The sequence below is a fragment of the Mycolicibacterium hodleri genome (genome assembly GCF_025822245.1).
Classification (GTDB): Bacteria; Actinomycetota; Actinomycetes; order Mycobacteriales; family Mycobacteriaceae; genus Mycobacterium; species Mycobacterium hodleri.
In genome coordinates, this window is sequence record NZ_JACKTL010000046.1 from 46,739 (window position 1) to 65,567 (window position 18,829).

Annotated in this window: 15 protein-coding genes, 1 tRNA gene and 1 pseudogene; 6 read left to right on the top strand and 11 right to left on the bottom strand. The window is 69.5% G+C overall.

Features of this window, described 5'->3' with window-relative positions; genetic code table 11:
• Positions 1-40 precede the first annotated feature (40 nt).
• The 4 genes from H7J06_RS20675 to H7J06_RS20690 all read right to left on the bottom strand — a co-directional run bounded on the left by H7J06_RS20675 (position 41) and on the right by H7J06_RS20690 (position 5,967).
• Positions 41-2,380, bottom strand: coding sequence for a glycerol-3-phosphate 1-O-acyltransferase (locus tag H7J06_RS20675; RefSeq protein ID WP_264040949.1), 2,340 nt, complete (start codon positions 2,378-2,380; stop codon positions 41-43).
• Positions 2,377-4,023: an HAD-IB family hydrolase/lysophospholipid acyltransferase family protein gene (locus H7J06_RS20680; RefSeq protein WP_264040950.1), complete on the bottom strand. Its 1,647-nt coding sequence runs from the start codon at positions 4,021-4,023 to the stop codon at positions 2,377-2,379. Before H7J06_RS20680 ends, H7J06_RS20675 begins: the two co-directional genes overlap by 4 nt.
• Complete coding sequence (locus H7J06_RS20685) at positions 4,020-5,528, bottom strand: wax ester/triacylglycerol synthase family O-acyltransferase (protein ID WP_264040952.1); 1,509 nt, start codon at positions 5,526-5,528, stop codon at positions 4,020-4,022. The genes H7J06_RS20680 and H7J06_RS20685 overlap by 4 nt, the downstream gene beginning before the upstream one ends.
• A 112-nt stretch (positions 5,529-5,640) precedes the next feature.
• Positions 5,641-5,967 carry a group I intron-associated PD-(D/E)XK endonuclease gene (locus tag H7J06_RS20690; RefSeq protein WP_308205810.1) on the bottom strand — a complete coding sequence of 109 codons (327 nt, stop codon included), beginning with the start codon at positions 5,965-5,967 and terminating at the stop codon, positions 5,641-5,643.
• A gap of 20 nt (positions 5,968-5,987) precedes the next feature.
• Between H7J06_RS20690 and H7J06_RS20695 the strand changes: the two genes are divergently transcribed.
• Positions 5,988-6,063 (top strand) — tRNA-Arg (locus H7J06_RS20695).
• 41 nt (positions 6,064-6,104) lie between these two features.
• On the opposite strand, the gene H7J06_RS20700 is transcribed toward H7J06_RS20695, so the two are convergent.
• From H7J06_RS20700 to H7J06_RS20710, 3 genes are all read right to left on the bottom strand, one after another.
• Complete coding sequence (locus H7J06_RS20700) at positions 6,105-6,485, bottom strand: MerR family transcriptional regulator (RefSeq protein WP_264040953.1); 381 nt, start codon at positions 6,483-6,485, stop codon at positions 6,105-6,107.
• Positions 6,486-6,499: 14 nt separating this feature from the next.
• Entirely contained in the window at positions 6,500-7,963 is a 1,464-nt protein-coding gene (locus tag H7J06_RS20705; RefSeq protein ID WP_264040992.1) for a SulP family inorganic anion transporter, read from the bottom strand.
• A gap of 119 nt (positions 7,964-8,082) precedes the next feature.
• Positions 8,083-8,229, bottom strand: a complete 147-nt coding sequence (locus H7J06_RS20710) for a hypothetical protein (protein ID WP_264040954.1) — start codon at positions 8,227-8,229, stop codon at positions 8,083-8,085.
• Positions 8,230-8,373: 144 nt separating this feature from the next.
• On the opposite strand from H7J06_RS20710, the gene H7J06_RS20715 reads away from it, so the two are divergent.
• Positions 8,374-8,937: a hypothetical protein gene (locus H7J06_RS20715; RefSeq protein ID WP_264040955.1), complete on the top strand. Its 564-nt coding sequence runs from the start codon at positions 8,374-8,376 to the stop codon at positions 8,935-8,937.
• 12 nt (positions 8,938-8,949) lie between these two features.
• On the opposite strand, the gene H7J06_RS20720 is transcribed toward H7J06_RS20715, so the two are convergent.
• The 3 genes from H7J06_RS20720 to H7J06_RS20730 are packed head-to-tail and all read right to left on the bottom strand — an operon-like array spanning position 8,950 to position 12,285.
• Entirely contained in the window at positions 8,950-10,320 is a 1,371-nt protein-coding gene (locus H7J06_RS20720; protein WP_264040956.1) for a glycosyltransferase family 2 protein, read from the bottom strand.
• The gene (locus H7J06_RS20725; RefSeq protein WP_264040957.1) at positions 10,313-11,338 is read right to left on the bottom strand and encodes a glycosyltransferase family protein; all 1,026 of its coding nucleotides are present in this window, start codon (positions 11,336-11,338) and stop codon (positions 10,313-10,315) included. The genes H7J06_RS20720 and H7J06_RS20725 overlap by 8 nt, the downstream gene beginning before the upstream one ends.
• Entirely contained in the window at positions 11,335-12,285 is a 951-nt protein-coding gene (locus H7J06_RS20730) for a WcbI family polysaccharide biosynthesis putative acetyltransferase (RefSeq protein ID WP_264040958.1), read from the bottom strand. The genes H7J06_RS20725 and H7J06_RS20730 overlap by 4 nt, the downstream gene beginning before the upstream one ends.
• Positions 12,286-12,339: 54 nt before the next feature.
• Between H7J06_RS20730 and H7J06_RS20735 the strand changes: the two genes are divergently transcribed.
• The 4 genes and pseudogenes from H7J06_RS20735 to H7J06_RS20750 all read left to right on the top strand — a co-directional run bounded on the left by H7J06_RS20735 (position 12,340) and on the right by H7J06_RS20750 (position 17,703).
• The gene (locus H7J06_RS20735) at positions 12,340-13,389 is read left to right on the top strand and encodes a glycosyltransferase family protein (RefSeq protein WP_264040960.1); all 1,050 of its coding nucleotides are present in this window, start codon (positions 12,340-12,342) and stop codon (positions 13,387-13,389) included.
• A 167-nt stretch (positions 13,390-13,556) separates the two neighbouring features.
• Positions 13,557-14,330 carry a hypothetical protein gene (locus H7J06_RS20740; RefSeq protein ID WP_264040961.1) on the top strand — a complete coding sequence of 258 codons (774 nt, stop codon included), beginning with the start codon at positions 13,557-13,559 and terminating at the stop codon, positions 14,328-14,330.
• A gap of 12 nt (positions 14,331-14,342) precedes the next feature.
• Positions 14,343-15,035, top strand: a pseudogene (locus H7J06_RS20745) (ABC transporter ATP-binding protein); the annotation flags it as partial.
• A 166-nt stretch (positions 15,036-15,201) separates the two neighbouring features.
• Entirely contained in the window at positions 15,202-17,703 is a 2,502-nt protein-coding gene (locus H7J06_RS20750; protein ID WP_264040962.1) for an ABC transporter permease, read from the top strand.
• Between the two features lie 3 nt (positions 17,704-17,706).
• On the opposite strand, the gene H7J06_RS20755 is transcribed toward H7J06_RS20750, so the two are convergent.
• Positions 17,707-18,804, bottom strand: a complete 1,098-nt coding sequence (locus tag H7J06_RS20755) for a hypothetical protein (RefSeq protein ID WP_264040964.1) — start codon at positions 18,802-18,804, stop codon at positions 17,707-17,709.
• Between the last annotated feature and the right edge of the window lie 25 nt (positions 18,805-18,829).

The window sequence follows — 18,829 nt, forward strand, 5'->3', positions numbered from 1 at the left end:
AGCGTATGGCGCAATGCCGACTTCGCTCCAACCGCGGCCGTCAGCCACTCTCCTTGCGCATGACCAGCTCGCGGACGAAGAACTGCTCGCGGGAGAACTCCTCGACCTTGCTCATGTCGCCGAGGATGTCGCGCAGCTCACGCAGGAACGCCGCACGCCGCTCCTCGAGGTCGGCAGCCGGCTTGAGCAGGTTCTGGTCGGCGATCACCTGTCGTGCGGTGGCGAAGAGCAACGCCGAGACCGACTCGTTGCTGCGGACCCTGTGCTGCGCGATGTACTGACTGCCGACGCCGAGGGCGAGGGTGGTGAGGTCCTTCTCGCCGATCTCCGGCGGCGTGCCGCGAAGGACGTCGGCGACGATTTCGTAGGCCTCGATGAAGGGTCGAAGTATCGCGCCGGCGACCAGGGGCCGTTTGGCCCGCAGGATCGCGTCGGTCTCCTCACCTCCGACGGCGACGTGCTGCTCCCAGTCCTCGTGCCAGGACATCTCCTCGGCGATGTGATCGCGGAAGGCCGCGGAGTCGGCGAAGTAGAACTCGAACTTCAGCAGATCCCTCAGCCGCATCGCCTGGGACCAGAACGCCTCGAGGCGATCGCCGTCGGCGCGGCCCGAGAAGGCAAGGGCCAGTTCGACGATGGCCGTCTCGAGGAACGCGTGGCTGAGCGTGTTGCGGTAGAAGGCGGCCTCGTGCTCGTCCTCGGGGGCGATGCGCCAGACCGGCTCCCGGCCCCCGTCGATCCGGGTCACCGGATGCCCACCGGACAGCGCGTCGACCGCCGCCCGAATGCCCTCGTTGGTGCGCAAGCGCAACGCGCTGTTGGTCATCGGCGTCTTGCTGCGCTGGAGGTAGTCCAACGAGTCGCGCAGTGTGTGGTGCAGCTGGCCGAGCGTGAGGGCGACGCCGTTGGTGGCGAGCAACACCGCCGACACCAGACCGGTTGCGTTGATGGGGGTGACGCGCAGGATCCGCCAGGCCACCTCGAACGCCATCTTCTGCATCGCGAGCCTCTTGGCGGCGTCGTCCTCCGTCATCGTGCCGTGCGGCTCACCGAGGTACTCGCGCATGGACACGGCCTCGGGGAAGCGGACGTAGATCTTGCCGTAGTTGCGATCGCCCTGCGCCTTGATGAAGTTGTACAGCCAGGACAGGCTTTCGGGTGTCTTCTCCCCGCCGCGGGCGTAGGCGGCGTACTCGGCGGTCTCGTGAAGTTGGTCGAAGCTGATCGACACGGGCTGGAGCAGGATGTCGTCGCTGCGGCCGGCGAGGTAGGCGTCGGCGACGTAGGCGAGCAGACCGAGCTTGGGCGGCAACATCTTTCCGGTTCTCGACCGGGTGCCCTCGATCGACCAGTTGAGGTTGAACCGCTTCTCGACGATGTAACCGACGAACTCCTTGAGCACGTACTTGTAGGTGGGGTCGTCGAGCTTGCGCCGGATGAAGATGACCCCCGAGCGGCGCATCAAGGGGCCCATCAGGCCAAAGGAGAGGTTGATGCCGGCGAACGTGAAGACCGGCGGCAACCGATTCTCCTGCATCGCCACCGGCACGATCGCGCCGTCGAGGTAGGAGCGGTGGGAGAACAGCAGCACCGCAGGATGGGTCTCCAGCGCCACCCGCATCGACTCGATCTCGGCGCGGTCGTAGTCGATGTTCGGGTCGAAACCCCGGCTGAAGATCGCCCTGCCAAGGGTGGGGATGAGGTCGACGGAGAACCTGCTCCAGCCCGTCGAGAGTTCGTCGAGCATGTCGCCCGCCGACTCCAGCGTCGCGCCGGGGATCTTCGCCAGCCCTTCGCGAAAGCGCGACGACGCCAACATCTCCGGCTTGATCAGCCGGGGTGACTTGTACTCGGGACCGAGGAGCCGCAATTCGACGCGGTCGATCGCCAACTCCGCGCGCCGCATCACGAAGTGCGCGAAGTCGCGCGGGTTCTCGGCGACGGTGGTGTCACTCCAGTGCTGGCGTAGCTCCGACACCTTGGCGGGTTCGCCTGCCACCACCCGGGCCCGCGCCGGATCCTTGTGAAGGATGCTGCGCTGCAACAACTTCGGTGGACGGTAGGTGTCCCGACCGCTGATCAACGCGACCACCTTGGACCGGGTGGGCAGACCACCGGGAATCCAGAACACGCGCACGGGGAACACCGACCGGTCCTCGTCGACGTCGAGCAGTTCGACGAGGCGGGCGAGGGTGGCCGGTGGCGGGTCGCCGTCGGCCGGGAGTTGCAGCACCTCGATGCGGGCTTCGGGGTGCGCCCTGCGCTGCTCGGCCAGCCACGCGTCGAGCATCTCGACCTCGGCGGGGGTGTCCACCGCCGCGAGCACCAGCGCGTCGTCGGTCGGGGTGAAGCTGTGCAGGGCGTCAGCGCTTACCTTCACGGTCGCCCCTTCTTCGCCGGAACCGCCTTGGCAGCAGCCTTCTTCGCGGGCGCCTTCTTGGCTGGCACCTTCTTGGCTGCAGCCTCCTTCGCGGGTGCCTTCTTCGCAGGCGCCTTCTTGGGCGGAGCGGCGGTGCGTTCGTAGAGCGGCGCGCTGGGCAAGACGTCCACGGGCCAGTCCTTGAGCGTGTCGAGGTAGAGTTGCCGGACCTCGGCGATGCGCTCCGAGAGGTTCTCGGTGGTCCAGTCGTCGACGGAGATCGGCGGGAACACCGCGACGTCGACCTTGCCGGCGTTGAACGTGCTCGAGTTGCGCTCGGCGATGACCTCCGCGTTGCGGATGACGATCGGTACCAGCGGCACGCCGGCCGCCATCGCGATTCGGAACGGCCCCTTCTTGAATTCCCCCACCTCGGTGGTGTCCAACCGCGTGCCCTCGGGTGCGATGAGCACCGAAATGCCCTTGCGCGCAAGCTCTTCGATCTTCGCCAGGCTCTCCACGGCGGCCTTCGGATCGTCGCGGTCGATGAAGGCGGCGTCCAGCACCCGGCCGACCGTGCCCATCAGGGGATCCTTCTCGAGCTCCTTCTTGCCGACGGAGGTGAAGTTGTCGCTGATCAGCCGGCCCGCGATGAACGGGTCGGCCTGGTTGCGGTGGTTGAACAGGAACACCGCGGGCCGCTTGGCCGTCAGGTTTTCCTCGCCGAGCACGTTGAGGTCGATGCCGATCGAGGTCATCAGCAGCCGGGTCCACGCCGCGGTGAAGAAGTTGACCCCGGTGCGGCGGTTGCGCGTGAGCAGACCGAGCCCGAGGCCGCCGGCGGCCGCGGGCAGCAGTGAGGCGATCCCGGCCACGGTCCGCAACTGCGCGACGGGGCTGCTGCCGCTGCGGCTGGTGAACTTGAGGATCGGCCAGCCCCGCTTGACGGCCACCGCCTGCAACTTTCCCGCGGGATTGGTCGGTCGCGGGTTGCCGACCAGGTACATCAGTGCGACGTCTTCGTCGCCGTCGGCGTAGAAGTAGCTCTTGGTGAGGTCGACGCCGTTCTTGGCCGAGAACGCCTGCACCGCACGGGCCTTGCCCGGACCCCAGATGATGGGCGTGCGCACCTCACCGGTGATCAGGCCGTCGTCGTCGGTCTCGAATTGGTTGCTCAGGACGTTGTCGATGCCAAGGAACCGGGCGACCGGTTCGACCTGCACGGTCAGCGCCGACGAGCTGAGGACGACGGTGTGGCCGCGGGCCTGGTGAGCGCGCACCAGCGCGCGCATCTCCGGATAGATGCGCCCCTGCACGTGTTGGACGAACAGTCGCTCGCCGAGCTCGTCGAGGTCGCTGATGGAGTTGCCGTGCAACGTCCGCGCGCCCTTGCCGATCAGGTCCTCGAACTCCGAGCGGCCCAGTTGGTGGTTGAGCCCGGCCTGCACCATCCCGATGAACTCGCCGACGCTCATCTGGCCGCGCCGCAGTCGATCCTGGGTCATCATCACCCCGGTGAAGCCCGCGACCAGCGTGCCGTCGAGGTCGAAGAAGGCACCGACCTCGGGTCCCTCCGGGCTGGCCTCGATCTCGGCGACCGAGCCGGGCAGCCGAAGGATCACGTTGTCGCCCTGGCGTTCGGGCTGTCCGTTTTGCGAAGTCATTGCGGGGCACTCCCATTGGCCGAGGTGGAGACGGACGTGGCGGACGTGGTGGACACGGACGCGGGTGGGTCGGGGGTGAAGGACGCGGGCGTCGACCGACCCTCACCGCCGAGCGCCAACACCTCGTCGAAGCCGGCCAGCAGACATCTGGCCCACAACGCCTCGTCGGCGACGGCGGCGCGGTCGTAGCGGGTGGTGATGGTGCAGTAGCCCGCACGGGACACCAGCACCACCATCATGGCCACCCCGGGCAATGGACCAATGCCGTAGTGCCGCAATATCTTCGCGCCCGCGATGAAGGTGTCGCCCGGGTAGATGGGCACGTTGCTGGCTTGCACGTCGGAGTTGACCACCGAGCCGGCCACGGATTCGAGGATGGCGTCGGGCAGCAGGCTGATCAGCGGTGCCATGGCCCCGACCATGTCGATGGCCCGTTCCTCGCGCTTGCGCATCATCTGGGCGCGTACCTTCGCGATGCGCTTCGCCGGGTCGACGACACCGACCGGGGCCGCGAGATTGACTCCGGCGAACCGGTTTCCGCCCGCGGGGTCGTCGTCGGAGCGCAAGTTGACCGGCACCGCCATGGGCAGCGACCGGATGGGGATGCCCTTGGCTTCGTGGTAGAGCCGCAGCGCGCCGCACAGGCCGGCCAGGTACGCGTCGTTGATCGAGCCGCCCGCCGCCTTCGACGCCTTGTGCAAGTCGCTGAACTTGATGTCGATCGCCTCGGTGCGCGAGGACATGCTGCGGCGCCGCAGCAGGGGCGACGGATCCGCCACCGGACCCATCACGCGCGCGCTGGATCGGGCGTAGTTGACGACGCCGCCGACCGTGGACACCGGATCGCGGACCACCCGGCCGAACAGCGACGCGGCTCCCCCGATGGCGCCGACGATGCCGCCGGCGATCGAGCCGGGAAGTCTGGCGATGCCCTCCCGCATGAGGTCGTTGGGCGAGAGGTCCTCGGGGATCGGCAGCGGCGCAACCTTGGCCGGTGGCGGGTCGCGCTCGACGTCGTAGATGTTGGCGAACATCTCGATGGCGCCGACGCCGTCGGTGACCGCGTGGCTCAGGTGCAGCATCGTCGCCGCCGTGCCGTCGGCGAGACCTTCCACCAGGGTCGCCGTCCAGAGCGGTCGCGAGATGTCCATCGGCGACTGCAGGGCGACCTCGGCCAGATCCATCACCTCGCGCAGCGTCCCCGGCGCGGGAACGCGGACCCGTCGCACGTGGAAGTCCAAGTTGAAGTCGGGGTCGACCACCCACCGCGCCGCCGCCGTGGGCAGGGTTGGCATGACGACCTTTTGACGCAGGCGCAACACCTTTCGGGAGGCGTTCTCGAAGCGCTCCCGGAAGCGCTCCCAGTCGGGCGTCGTGTCGAGCAGCTCGACGCCCATCAGACCCGACCGCGTGCGAGGGTTCGCCTCACCGCGGTGCAACAACTGGTCGACCGCGCTCAGCTCCTCGGGAAGCCCGCTCGCGGCGTTGTCCGGCACGTCGCTCATCGTCTGTTCGATCTCCTGCCGCCGTCTCCCCGAGTGCGGGGTCCACGCTAGTCCGCCACCCGGTACCGCGGGTCGCAATACCGGTGTTGCGAGGCGGTTGCCAGCGCCGTGCTCAGCTGCCGACCAACGGCTGAATCGGGAGTTCGCGGTACGAATCGGCGAACAGCACCCCCGCCTGCTGTCCGTTCCTGCTCGGGGTGATCCGGAGGGTGACCGACGTGCCGTGGGCGCCGGGGCGGACGTAGTAGCACCGGTCCGTTTCGGGACAGTAGATGGACACGAAGTCGACGACATCCTTGTCCATCGGCGTCGTATGGGTACCGTGTCGATCCGCCCACGTCGAGCGAAACTGAACCTTGACGGCTCCGGCGCGGGCGGACCGGTACGTCGCCCATGCCTCCGAGCGTAGGGAGTCGTGCGGCGAGTGAATCGCGGCAATTCCGCTAAAGTGTGTGCGCTGCCTCCGTAGCTCAGTGGATAGAGCAACCGCCTTCTAAGCGGTTGGTCGCAGGTTCGATCCCTGCCGGGGGCGCCAGGTGTTTCGGCCGCATTCGACCGAATCGTTGGCCGAGACCGCTACCCGGACTCGTCGACCAGGCCGGCGAGCAGCCCGCGTAGCTCGTCGGCGTAGGCGAGGTGCTTGCGCAGCTTGACCGCGCTCTCCTCGGCGGCGGCGTGGCACTCCCGCAACTTCTCGGCCGCCCCACGCCGCCGCTCGTCGGAGGCGTCGCCCTCGGCGAGCACGTCGACCGCCTCGAGCAGGTCCCGCATCTGCGCCAGGCTGAAGCCCAGCGGCTTCATCCGACGGATCACCAGGAGTCGTTCGACGTCGGCGTCGGTGTACAGCCGGAAGCCGCCCACCGACCGCGCCGACGGCGTGACCAGCCCGACCTCGTCGTAGTGCCGCACCGTGGCGATCGACAACTCCGTCTTGGCGGCCACCTGCCCGATCTGCATCTGCACCTCGTCGCCTAGTGTCCGGCGCCCAGGTTCCCGGAGAGTCGGTCGTGCCGGTCGGCGGAGTCGTCGTCGAGACCGATGATCTCGACGTGCTTGCCCTTCGCACGGTACTTCGTGGTCACCGCGTCGAGAGCGGCGACGGTGGAGGCGTCCCAGATGTGCGACTCGGACAGGTCGACGACGACGTTGGCGGGATCGTCGGCGTAGTCGAACTGGTAGACCAGGTCGTTGCTGGAGGCGAAGAACAACTCCCCGGTCACGCGGTAGACCACCGTGTCGTCGGGTTCGTCTGCGCCGCTGACCTTTTCGACGGTGACGAGGTGCGCGACCCGGCGCGCGAAGAGCACCGTCGCCGTCAGCGCGCCGACGATGACGCCGTAGGCGAGGTTGCTGGTGGCGACGGTCACGGCCACGGTGGCGACCATCACCAACGTCTCGCTGCGCGGCATTCTGCGCAGGGTCGACGGGGTGATGCTGTGCCAATCCAGCGTGCCGACCGACACCATGATCATCACCGCGACCAGCGCCGCCATCGGGATCAGGCCGACGACGTCGCCCAGTCCGACGACCAGACCGAGCAGGAACAGTCCTGCGAGGAAGGTCGAGATTCGGGTGCGGGCCCCGGACACCTTGACGTTGATCATGGTCTGGCCGATCATCGCGCAGCCGCCCATGCCGCCGAACAGGCCGGTGACGACGTTGGCGACGCCTTGGCCCCAGCTCTCCCGGGTCTTGTTGCTGTGGGTGTCGGTGATGTCGTCGACGAGCTTGGCCGTCAGCAGCGACTCCAGCAGCCCGACCAGGGCCACCGCCAATGCGTAGGGCGCGACGACCGCCAGCGTCTCCCACGTCCACGGCACGTGCGGGACCACGAGCGACGGCAGGCTCGTCGGCAGTTCACCCTCGTCGCCCACGTTGGGGATGTGCACCGAGAACACCAGCACCGCCGTGGTGAGCACCACGATCGCGATCAACGGCGCGGGGATCACGGTGGTCCACCTCGGCAGCACCACCATGATCAGCAGGCCGACGGCGACGAAGGGGTAGACCAGTGCCGGCACCCCGATGAGATAGGGCAGCTGCGACAAGAAGATCAGGATGGCCAGGGCGTTGACGAAGCCGACCATCACGCTGCGCGGGACGAACCGCATGAGTCGGGCGACCCCGAGCGCGGCGAGCACCACCTGCAGGACCCCACCCAACAGGACCGCGACGATGAGGTAGTCGAGCCCGTGCTCGCGGACCAGAGGCGCGATGACCAAGGCGACCGATCCGGTCGCCGCGGAGATCATGGCCGGCCTTCCACCGGTGACGGCGATGGTCACGGCCATCGTGAAGGACGCGAAGAGTCCGACCCGGGGGTCGACGCCGGCGATGATCGAGAACGAGATCGCCTCGGGGATCAGTGCCAGCGCCACCACCAATCCGGCAAGCACCTCGGTCTTGAGTCGACGCGGCGAACGCAACGCCGCCATGACCGAGATGTTCCGGTCACCCGCCTCCCCGACGGTCGGGGCGGGCGGGGTCGACTGAGACTTCACGAGGCGATCCGTTCATGTGCGGGGTCAGGGGCGCCGCAGACTCTACTCTCACCTTACATGAGAGTTGACACTCCCGCACCGCCGCCCTCACCGGCCGGGGACGGCGCCGTGCCGCCGTCCTCCGGCTGCAACTCGGCCGACCCGTCGTCCTCCGACGCGTCGAGGTGTTCCTCGCGCCGACCCTCGTCGGGCTCCGTCATCTCGTTCCCCTCCCGCGTCGTCCGCTCTCTGATGCGCAGATACCCGTGGGCTCGATCTCGAAACCGTCAGCGTCTGACGGGTTTCAAGGCCCCGACGACCGAGCACTCGACGAAAAGCACTGTCCCTATTGAAGGAAACACCACATGTCATCACGCAATACCGTCGTCCGATCACTCCACGACCTCGGAGCCGCCGCCTGGTTCGGCGGATCACTCATGGGCGCGGTGGGTGTCAACGGCGCCGCGGCAGCCGTCCGGGACCCGCAGGAGCGGGCGAAGATCGCCGCCGTCGGATGGGCAAAGTGGGCGCCCGTGAGCTTCGCCGCCATGGGAGCGCACCTGATCGGCGGCGCGGGGATCCTCAGGGCGAACCGGGGCCGTGCCAAGCATCAGGAAGGCGTCACCGCGAACACCGTCACCAAGCTGATCCTCACCGGCGCCGCCGTGGGCGCCACCTTCTACAGCGGTGCCCTCGGCGCGAAGACCGCTCAGGGCGACGGGCATTCCGTCGAGGGAGCCACCGAGCCGACGGCCTCGACCCCGGACGACGTCGCCGCGGCTCAGCGGCAGCTCAAGTATCTGCAGTGGCTGCTGCCGGTCCTCACGGGCGCGATCATCGTCCTCGGCTCCCAGCAGGGCGAACAGCAACGGTCGACGCAGGTGCTCGCGGGGCTGGGTTCCAAGCTGCTGAGCCGCGCCACCGACTGACCCGGAGGCACCTCACCAGGCCAGCGACGTGTCCGGCGAGCCCTCCCGTAGCCCCAGTTCGGCGGCGGTGAACCGCCTGGTCTCGTAGAGACCGCGCACCGCGCCGGGCTCGGCGGCGGGCTGGGGCCCGGCGGTCCAGCGCCGGGCCCGGTTCAGCGCCCACGACGAGCGGCCCACGACGGCGACGCCGTCGTCCTCGACGACCACCTCGCCGACGCCCGGCTCACCGCACGCCTCGACGAGGCGGCTCACCGCGGTCTGCGGGAGCACCGCGCGGCCGCTCGTCGAGACGACGACGCGGCACCGCGAACCGACGTCGGCCGGCGTAGTGCCGACGCGGATGCGGGGGTCGTCGTCGCGTATCTCGCCGCGCAGACGCTCGGCCGACGGGCCGTGGAGCCACATCCCCACGTCCAGGTGCAGGAAGCAGGCCAGGGTCGCCACCAGCGAGCCGGCGGTGTGGTTGGCCGTGTCGACCTCGACGGCCACCTCGGGAATCGCATACCGCAGCCCGTGGCGGCGGGCGTCGGGGTCGGTGACCAACCTGGCCACCGCGAGGGCTTCGTGGTTCTTGGCCGCGGTCCGCTCCGCGACGTCGCGGCCCGCCCAGTCGGGGCCCGAATGCCATGCCACGGCCAGGGGCTCGTGATGTAGCACGGCGCCGCCGCACACCGCGCGGTGCGCCAGCTCCCAGTCCTCCCCGCCGTAGCGCGTGAAGGACTCGTCGAAGCCGCCGACGTCGTCGAAAACCGCACGGCTGCAACACATCACCGAGCTGATGACGTAGCGGTAGGACCGGTGGTCGACGTCCAGCAGCCGCCGCGACCGGCCGTACTCGTCACGCAGCCACCGGGGTTCCTCGAACAGGTCGGGACCGGGACCGCCCGCCTGCCACGTGCGCCACCGCTCGGGCGTCCACCCGTCGAGTGCGGCGTGCCTGCGACGGCCGACCACCAGTGCGTCGGGCAGCACCGACGGCAGCCGGACGATTCGGCGCACGTAGTCGGGGTCGGGGTGGGTGTCGGCGTCGAGGAAGCACAGGATCGGGGCGGTGCTCGCCCGCGCTCCGAGGTTTCGCGCCGCCGCGGCCCGGAAGCCGTCGCGACCCTGGCTGACCACCGTGACGTTCAGCGTCGAGTCCGGACGTGGGGCCTCGGCCGAACCGTCGTCGGCGACGACGACCTCGAGCAGGTGGTGCGGGTAGGTCTGCTGTTCGAGAGCCGCCAGCGTCAGGGCGAGCTGGTCGTGCTGCTCGTAGAACGGGATGACCACCGCGACGCGGGACGCCAGCCCGGGATGGTCGTCGAGGAGGTCCCACCGGTTGCCCGGCACGGCAAATCGACCGCCGGACAACGGAATCGCCGATGCGCGCGGGTCAGTCATGCCATCGGGACAAGGCTCGGGCGTACCGCTGCGCGGTGGCACGCGACGACGATCCGCTGGCGACTCCCGGCGTAACCCACGTGGAGTCCGGATGGGTCAGGGCGTATTCGAGCGCCGCCCGCAGTCCGTGCGCGGTGTCGGGGTACGGCGTCACCGTGCCGGGGTGCCGCTCGGCGTGTTCGACGGTGTACCGGTTGACGGGAACCAGGGGCCGCCGGGCCGCGGCGATCCAGGTGTTGATCGACCCCGAGGCCGACACGTGCCGGTGATGGGCCACCGGCACCGTCACGCCGTGCAGGACACCGGCGAGCTCGTCGTCTGGCACGTACCCCGTCACGGCGAACCGGCGGCCCGCGCGCTCGGCCGTCTCGGCCAGGCTCTGGACGAGGTCGTCGTGCCCCGCCGACGGCTCGCCGACGGCCAGGAACCCCACGGCCGGCGGCAGGCTCGCCATCCCCGCGAGGACCTCGTCGTGCCCCTTCCCGGGATAGAGGAAGCCGAACACCCCGACGCTGCGGGCACCGGCCGCCGGTCGTCGCGGCGGAACGTCACCCACGTCCAGCGGAAGCGGGATGACGACGACGTCGGCGGGGGCCGCGATGCGGGACTCGTCGAGCAGCGACCGCTCGTGGTCGCTGTTGGTGACCAGGCCGTGCGCCGCCGCGCAGACCGTCCGATAGGCGTCGGCCCGCTGCGGGTAGTTGCCGCCGTCGGACGGTTGCGGTACGTCGTGCAGCGTCACCGTCACCCGTGACCCCGCGGCCTCGACGTCGCGGACCAGGGCGACAACGCGTTTCGCGGCGTCCGCCGGGCTGGAGCCGAACAACCTGTCGGTGACGTTCAGGTGAACCCCGTCGCACCGGCGGATCGTGTCGACGGCGTCGTCGAGGTCCCGCCAATGTTCCACTCGGACGACGTTGGTCGAGCCGTCCACGCACCGCAGCGACGCCGCGAGGTCGAGGGCGAAGGACACGACGCCGTGGCGCGCGGGCCCGACGACGAGGTGCGACGCGGTCACGACGCCGACGCCGTTCCCAGACCAAGCAGGTCCAGAGTCTTGGCGTGGCGCGCGATGGCAAGGTCGACGAAGTCGGGATTGTCGTAGTACCACTGCAATTGGGCTCGATGCACGTCCCCCGGCCTGAGTTCCGTGCCGTCGAACCACCAGTCGTCCCGAGCGGGGGCGACGATGTTCCGCGCCCTGAGCACCCGGGGATCCAGCGGTGCGATCACCGAGCCCAGCAGAGTCCGCGCTGGTGTCGGGACCGACCGCGTGACGCCCGCCGCGGAGAGGACCCGTCGCCCCAACTCCGCCAACACCCCGTTGCCGGGATGGTTGATGGTGTGTGCAGCGCCAACACCGCTGGGCCCCAACACATCCGACACGCCGACGTCGCACTGCAGGCTCTCCCGTCGGGCCAGCTCGGCCTGACTCGCCTCGGCGACCGCGACGAACGCCGCGTCGTCGACCTCGACGTCCCAGTCGTCGTCGGGTGTCTTTCCGTCCCGCGCGGCGACGACGGTGCGCAGGTCGTGGTACGGAACCACCGGCGGCACCACGCTCCTGTCGGCGGGGTTGCGCACGATCGCCTGGAACGGATGCAGACCGGCGTAGCGGATCACCGGCCACCGAATGAGCTGCGCGGTGCGCGGCAGTTCGGCGGCGAGTTCGGTGGTGCCGAGCGGCAAGTCGCGGTAGCCGTCCCTGATCGGTTGGCACAGCAACACCGCGGCGCGCCCGAGCAGCGCCCGCAGGGGTTCGAGGTCGGATTGCTCCAACTCGTGCACCGGTGGCATCCGGACCGTCGCGTACGGCCGGTCCTCCACCCCGTCGAGAACCAGCCGGAGTGCTTCGGCCTGACAGTTTCCGACCACCAGCCACAGCGGCCGGGACTCGACGTCGCGGGGTGGGTCGACGCGATAGAAGTCACCGTAGTGCCGCGTCCTCGGTGACGGTTGGTGCACGACGTCACGGTATCGGTCGGCGTGACTGCGCGCAGACGGGGTAAGACTTGGGTCGTGCTGACTGTGGCTTCGGTTCCCGCTGGCCACCCCTACGTCAGGTCGGTGGTCGACACGTCGCGCGTGACCCTGGTGCCCGACCCGGTGCCGCCGGGGGCCACCCTGCCGGGCCAGTGGTGGCCACCCCCGCTGTTGGACCCCGAGTATCTCCGCGCTCACGCAGGCACGTTCGACGTGTTGCACGTGCACTTCGGTTTCGAGGCCAGCTCCGTCGACGCCCTCCGGGAGGTGGTCGAGGTCGTGGGCGACGCCGAGGTCCCGCTGGTGCTGACGGTGCACGACCTGCACAACCCACACTTCGCCGATCCCACGCTGCACCTGGCCCAGCTGGACGTGCTCGTTCCCGCGGCGGCCGTGGTCGTCACCCTGACCCATGGGGCGGCCGCGGAGATTCGCCGACGATGGGGTCGGGACGCGGTCGTGCTCCCCCATCCCCACGTCCTGCCGATCGACGCCGTCGGCGGAGCACGACCGCGACGTCACGAACCCGTCATCGCCGTTCACGCAAAGGCGTTGCGCGCCAACATCCAGCCCTGGCCGATCGTCGACGCACTGGTCGACGGCGGGGTCGGCGGCCTTCGACTCGACCTGGACGAGGAGGCCATGAGATCGGCCGAGGCCCGGACGCGGGTGGAACGCCATCGACGCGCCGGGGTGGACGTTCGCGTTCATCCGCGCTTCACCGACGACGAACTGACCGCCTATCTCACCGAGGTCGACGTCGTCGTGCTGCCCTACCGCTTCGGGACGCATTCGGGCTGGGTCGAGGCCTGCCACGACGCTGGAACGGCCGTCGTGGCCCCCAACTGCGGTTTCTTCACCGAGCAGCACCCGGGCCACGAGTACGGCTACGGCCCCGACGGGCTCGACGCCGCGAGCCTGCTCGACGCGGTGGCCGCGGCGGTGAGCGCACACGAGCTCGAGCGGGGACCCGACCGCACCGACGACCTGGCGCTGCGGAACCGGCGCCGGCGGCAGGCCGACGACGTCAGGAACGCCATGGCGGAACTGTACGAGCGTTCGCTGGCCGCCTCGCCCGCGAACTGACCGTGTCCGTTACCTGAGGCGTCGTTGAGAGGCCACTGGGAACCGCCCCGAGTCGTTTGCGTCTCACCTCGGCGGATGGCATGGTCAGTCGCAACCCGCAGACGGGTGACCTCCGCGACGGCATTTTGTCTGTCGAAATGCATGCTGATAGGTGGGAGCACCGGCGAGTGACGGAGTACGTCTACGACATGTCGGATCCCGAACGCGACGCACTGACCGAGCACTTCCTGCGCACCAAGAGACTGGGTTGCAGCCGCTTCGCGTGCTTCGCTCTGGAGGGCACCGACCCGTTCGCCAACATCGCCCGACAGCTCGAGCGCGAAGTCTTCGAGGACTCGTGGGGCAACGACTCCGCCACCATGAAGCAGGAGTACGGCCCGTACGACGAGAGCAGCCTGTTCTTCATGGTCGTCGACACCCACGACAAGGTGCCCGCGGCGGCACTGCGGATGATCCGCAACTCCCCGGCGGGACTCAAGACGATCGTCGACCTCGACGACTGCGAGAAGTCTCCGATCGCACCGGAGGTGATTCCCGTCGACGAGGTCATGCGGCACCACGGGATCGACGACCTCGACCGCTGCTGGGACGGCGCGACCGCGGCCATCCCCCGCCGTTACCGCCGCCGGCTTGCCGCCACGCACGTGCACCTGATGCGGATTATGGCGCTGGCCGCTATGCGGGAGGACATTCAACACTTCGTGGCCGTCCTGGACGCACCCGTCGTCAGGGTCGCACGTGACATCCTGGGGCTTCCGTTGCTGCCGCTCGTCGGAACGCCCCCGTTCACGCACATGGACGCACCGAACAACCAGGCGGTGTACGCCCACGTGCCGTCGTTGCTGGGATTGGCCGGCCGCCGCAATCGCAAGGTGGGACAACGGATCAGGGCCAGCTTCGCCGAGCAGACCGCAAGCTCGGAACAGTTCGCCGCGAGGTGACGTGACGTGGCGCTGACTGTCGACCTGACCAATGTGGTACGCGAGTACCGCACCGGCGGGCACACCGTCCGCGCCCTCAACCGGGTGACGTTGCGGATCAACGGCGGGGAGTTCACGTCCATCGTCGGCCCGTCCGGTGCGGGCAAGAGCACGCTGCTGCAACTCCTCGGCGCCCTGGACTCCCCCGACTCCGGCTCGATTCAGTTCAACGGCACCGAAATCGCCACCATGACCGACGACCAGCAGTCGACGTTCCGACGTCACCAGGTGGGGTTCGTCTTCCAGTTCTTCAACCTGCTGCCGACCCTGACGGCGTGGGAGAACGTGGCCCTGCCGATGCTCCTCGACGGAAGGCGGCTGCGGCAGGTGCGCGCCGACGCCGTGGCGCTGCTCGACCGCGTCGGACTGAGCGACCGGATCGACCATCGCCCCGCCGAGCTGTCCGGCGGCCAGATGCAGCGGGTGGCCGTGGCGCGTGCCTTGATGATGGATCCGCCGCTCATCCTCGCCGACGAACCCACCGGCAACCTCGATTCGTCGACCGGCGCCGCGATCATGGAACTTCTGCGCGACGTCTCGCGTACCGACGGCGCCGGGCGCGCGGTCATCATGGTCACCCACGACCTCGCGGCCGCGGCGCAGACCGATCGGGTCATCACCGTGCAGGACGGCGCGGTGCGGTCCGACGTCATGGGCCGATCCGGTGGCGTTCCCCGGCCCGGACCCGGCGGCGGGCGGCACTCGGTCGGCATCCGCGACCAGCCGACCGAGATCATCCCCACCGTGCGCAACGGCGAATTCACCTCCCACGTCCTGACGACGGACCCACCACGGCAACGCGGCAAGCACTCCGCACGTCGGCGGTAGCCCGGTGCTCCTCGCCGCGGCCAGCAGGCTGAAGGTCCTCAACGTTCGTGAACTGCGCACCCACTGGGGACGTGCGGTGGCCTCCGTCGTCGTCGTCGCGGTGTCGGCGGCGCTGCTCGTCGCCGTCCTCGGCGTCTCGGGGTCGATCACCGGGTCGATCGACCGCCTGGCCACCAGCATCGGCGGTGACGCCGACCTCGAGATCTCCGGCATCACCGGCGAAGGCGTCGACGAGACCATGCTCGCCACGGTCACCGGCACCCAGAACGTCCGTGCCGCAGTGCCTCTGATCCGCGCGCGCACCACCGCCGACGGTCAACCCGCCCTCTTGATCGGGCTCGGCCAGAACGCGGCGGAGCTGCACTCGGACCTGCAAACCGCCATTCAGCGTCAACTCGAGCAGGGCTCCCCCGTGGCGTCGGCACCCGACGGGGTCATCGTCGGCGCCGGCCTCGGAGTGGCCAAGGGCCAACGGTTCGAGGTGACGGGCTCCACGCCGGTCACCGCCGTGGCGGTCGTGGACGGACCCGCCGCCCGCCGCCTGAACGACGCCCACTTCGTGATCGCGCCACTCGCCCTTGCACAACGCCTTTCGGGCCGCGACGGCCGGCTCGACTCGATCCTGGTCTTCACCTCGCCCGGTGCGGACTCAGCGACGGTTCGGGCGGCGCTGACGACCGCGCTTCACGGCCGGGCCGTGGTGGCGACGCCGAGTTTCCGCGCCGCGCAGGCGAGTAGCTCGTTCGCCATCCTGCAGGCCATGACACTGCTGGCCGCCTCGGTGTCGCTGGTGGTGGCCGCCTTCCTCAGCTACAACGCCATGAGCATCGCGATCGCCCAGCGCCGGCCCGTCATCTCCACGATGCGGGCGCTGGGCGGACGCAGGCGCACGATCATGTCCGACATGCTGGCCGAGGCCGCCCTGGTCGGCTTCCTCGGCGGCCTCCTCGGATCGGCGTCGGGAATCCTGATCGGCTACTTGGCCATTGGGAAACTCCCGTCCACGATGGTGCAGACGCTGGACGCCCGCCTCGAGTACGTCCTGCCCGTCTGGGTGGTGCCGCTGACCGTCGTGGCGTGCGTCGTCGCCAGCGTCAGCGCCTCGGCGCTGGCCGCGCGGCAGATCCACGCGGTCGCGCCGATCGAGGCGTTGGCGCCCAACGGCGCGTCGACCACGGAGCACGGTTCGCGACGGCTCAGGATCGCCTCGGGAATCGTCGGAGCGGCACTGCTCGCCGTCACCGTCGGCGTCGTCACCGCCGGCCTCGGCCAGATCGCCATCGCGTCGATCGCGTTGTCCTTCGTCGGATTTAGCGCGTTGTGCTTCGCCTTCTCGGGGTTCATCATCACGGCCGCCGCCGCGGTGGCCCGCCGATTCGGACCGGCCGGAGTGCTCGGCGCGGCGACCATCGAACGCGCCCCGCGCCGCATGTGGGTCGCGATGATGACGGTGTTGACGGCAGTCGTCACCACCGTGGCGGTCACCGGAGCCACCAGCAACGCCGTCGACTCCACGGTGGCCTCCTTCGCCTCGATCGCCCAGGCCGACGTGTGGGTCAGTTCGGCTGCCGCAACCGACTATTCGTCGACGCTGCTTCCGCCGAACACGGCGGCCGACGTCGCCGCCGTACCCGGCGTCGCGCGCGTCGTACCGGATCAGATGGCCTTCGCCACCGTCGATGAGTCGCGCGTGATGCTGCTGGGCATCGCGGCGAACTCCCATCGCGACATCTACACCTCGCTCTCCCCGGGTGACCGTCAGGCGTTGCTCGACGGCCAGGGCGTGGCCCTGTCGCGAGACCTCGGGACGTCGATGAAAGTGGCTGCGGGCGACCAGATCACGTTGCAAACACCCACCGGTCCACGCACCGTTCGGGTGCTCGCCCTGGTGCCATACTTCTCCGGGATGACGGGGACGGTCGCGATGAGCTTCGACGCCATGCAGGCCTGGTTCGACCGCGCGGGAGCCAGCGACCTGGAGGTCACCGTCGCCCCCGGGGCCGATCCGGACGCGGTCCGGGCCGCGATCCGCAAGGTCGTCTCCCCCGAGACCTTCGTCTATTCCGGCGACGAAGCCCTCGCCGGCGTGGCCAGTGCACTGGACCAGGTGATCGCCGTCATCACGATCATCGCGTGGATCGTGGTCGTGGTGTCGGCCGTGACACTGCTGAACACGCTGATGTTGTCGGTGCTGGACCGCCGACGCGAGATCGGAGTGCTGCGGGCCATCGGTGCGACCCGGGCCTTCACTCTCAAGGCCATTCTGGCCGAGGCCGCGGGAATCGGAATCGTCGGCGCGGTGCTCGGGCTCGTCCTCGGCGCCGCGATCCAGTACCTGACGTCCGTCGCGCTCACGAACGTCCTCAGCATCGACGTCGCGTGGCAGCCGAGCCCGTCGATGATCGGCATCGGCCTTGCGGCACTGGCCATTTGCCTGCTCGGCTCCGTGCCGCCGGCCGTGCGGGCAGCACGGCTCGACATCGTCGACGCGGTCAGCGCCGACTGACCGTCAGCGGGTGAACCAGGCGAACCAGTCGCGCGAGGACGCCTGCAGGTAGTGCTGCGGCGAGACCTTCTCGTCGGGGAACAGCTTGAAACCGCGCGGCGGCCCGCTGGTTTGCGGATGGAAGTACGCACCGCTCACCCAGTCCGGGTTGATGTCGAGCTCCATGCCGCGGACCACCCCGGCGTCCTGAAGGATGCGCCCCAGGGTGCACACCGACAGCGCCGGGCCGGCGACGTAGACCTCGACTCCGCTTGCCGTGACGCCAAATCCGGACCGATGGATGAACGCGGTTTGACCGATCGTGGTGCCCCACTCCTTGGTGCCGCCGGTGGCACACGTCGGGTTCAGCTGACCGCCGTCGACCAGGGGCACGAGGTTCTGCCTGACGCTGACGACACCGGGTGCCATCCGCACCTCCTGGTTCCACCGGCCGACGTCCGCGGTGCCGTCGGCCCGCAAGACCAGACTGGCCTCGCCGTCGACCAGCCGGCTGACGGTCCGCCCCTGGCTGTAGTACCCGGGACGGCTGGGATCGGTGAGCCGGAAGCCACCGTTGAAGGCGACCGCGACGTCGTTCCTCTCGGCGGGCGTCAGCGAGGACGGCGCCGACCACCTACCGCCGGGATCGGTGGTGCCGGGCCGCAGTTCCCCCCGTACCAGCGTGGGGTCCATCCGCAGAACGCCGACCACGAACGAGGTGTGTCGGTCGTCGGGACGCAACGCCGCCACCTGGACGGCGGGCTTGCCGTGGGCGGTGACGACCGTCTGCCAACTGCCCTCCCCGGGCAGCGCCGTCTCGCCGCTCAGCGGCGGCATGGGCGTCGAGGGCAGGGCCGCCGAACCAGCCGCCTGCGCCACGGTCCCCGCCGCCGCTGGGATGCCGCCAGGCGGCTCGCCACCGAGGGCGGGCTGGTTGCGGAGGTAGAGCTCCTTCTCGAGCCAGGTGACCTCGGCGTTGAAGCCGTGGCTGCGTCCCCACTCCGCCAGCTTGGCCGCCACGCCGTCGGTACCGGGAACCCGCAGCGCGTCGACGACGCAGCCGCCGACCATCAGCGCCACGACGGTGACCACCGCGAGCGCCACGCGAGACACGTTGACCACCGGTACGAGGTTGCCAGGACCTGCT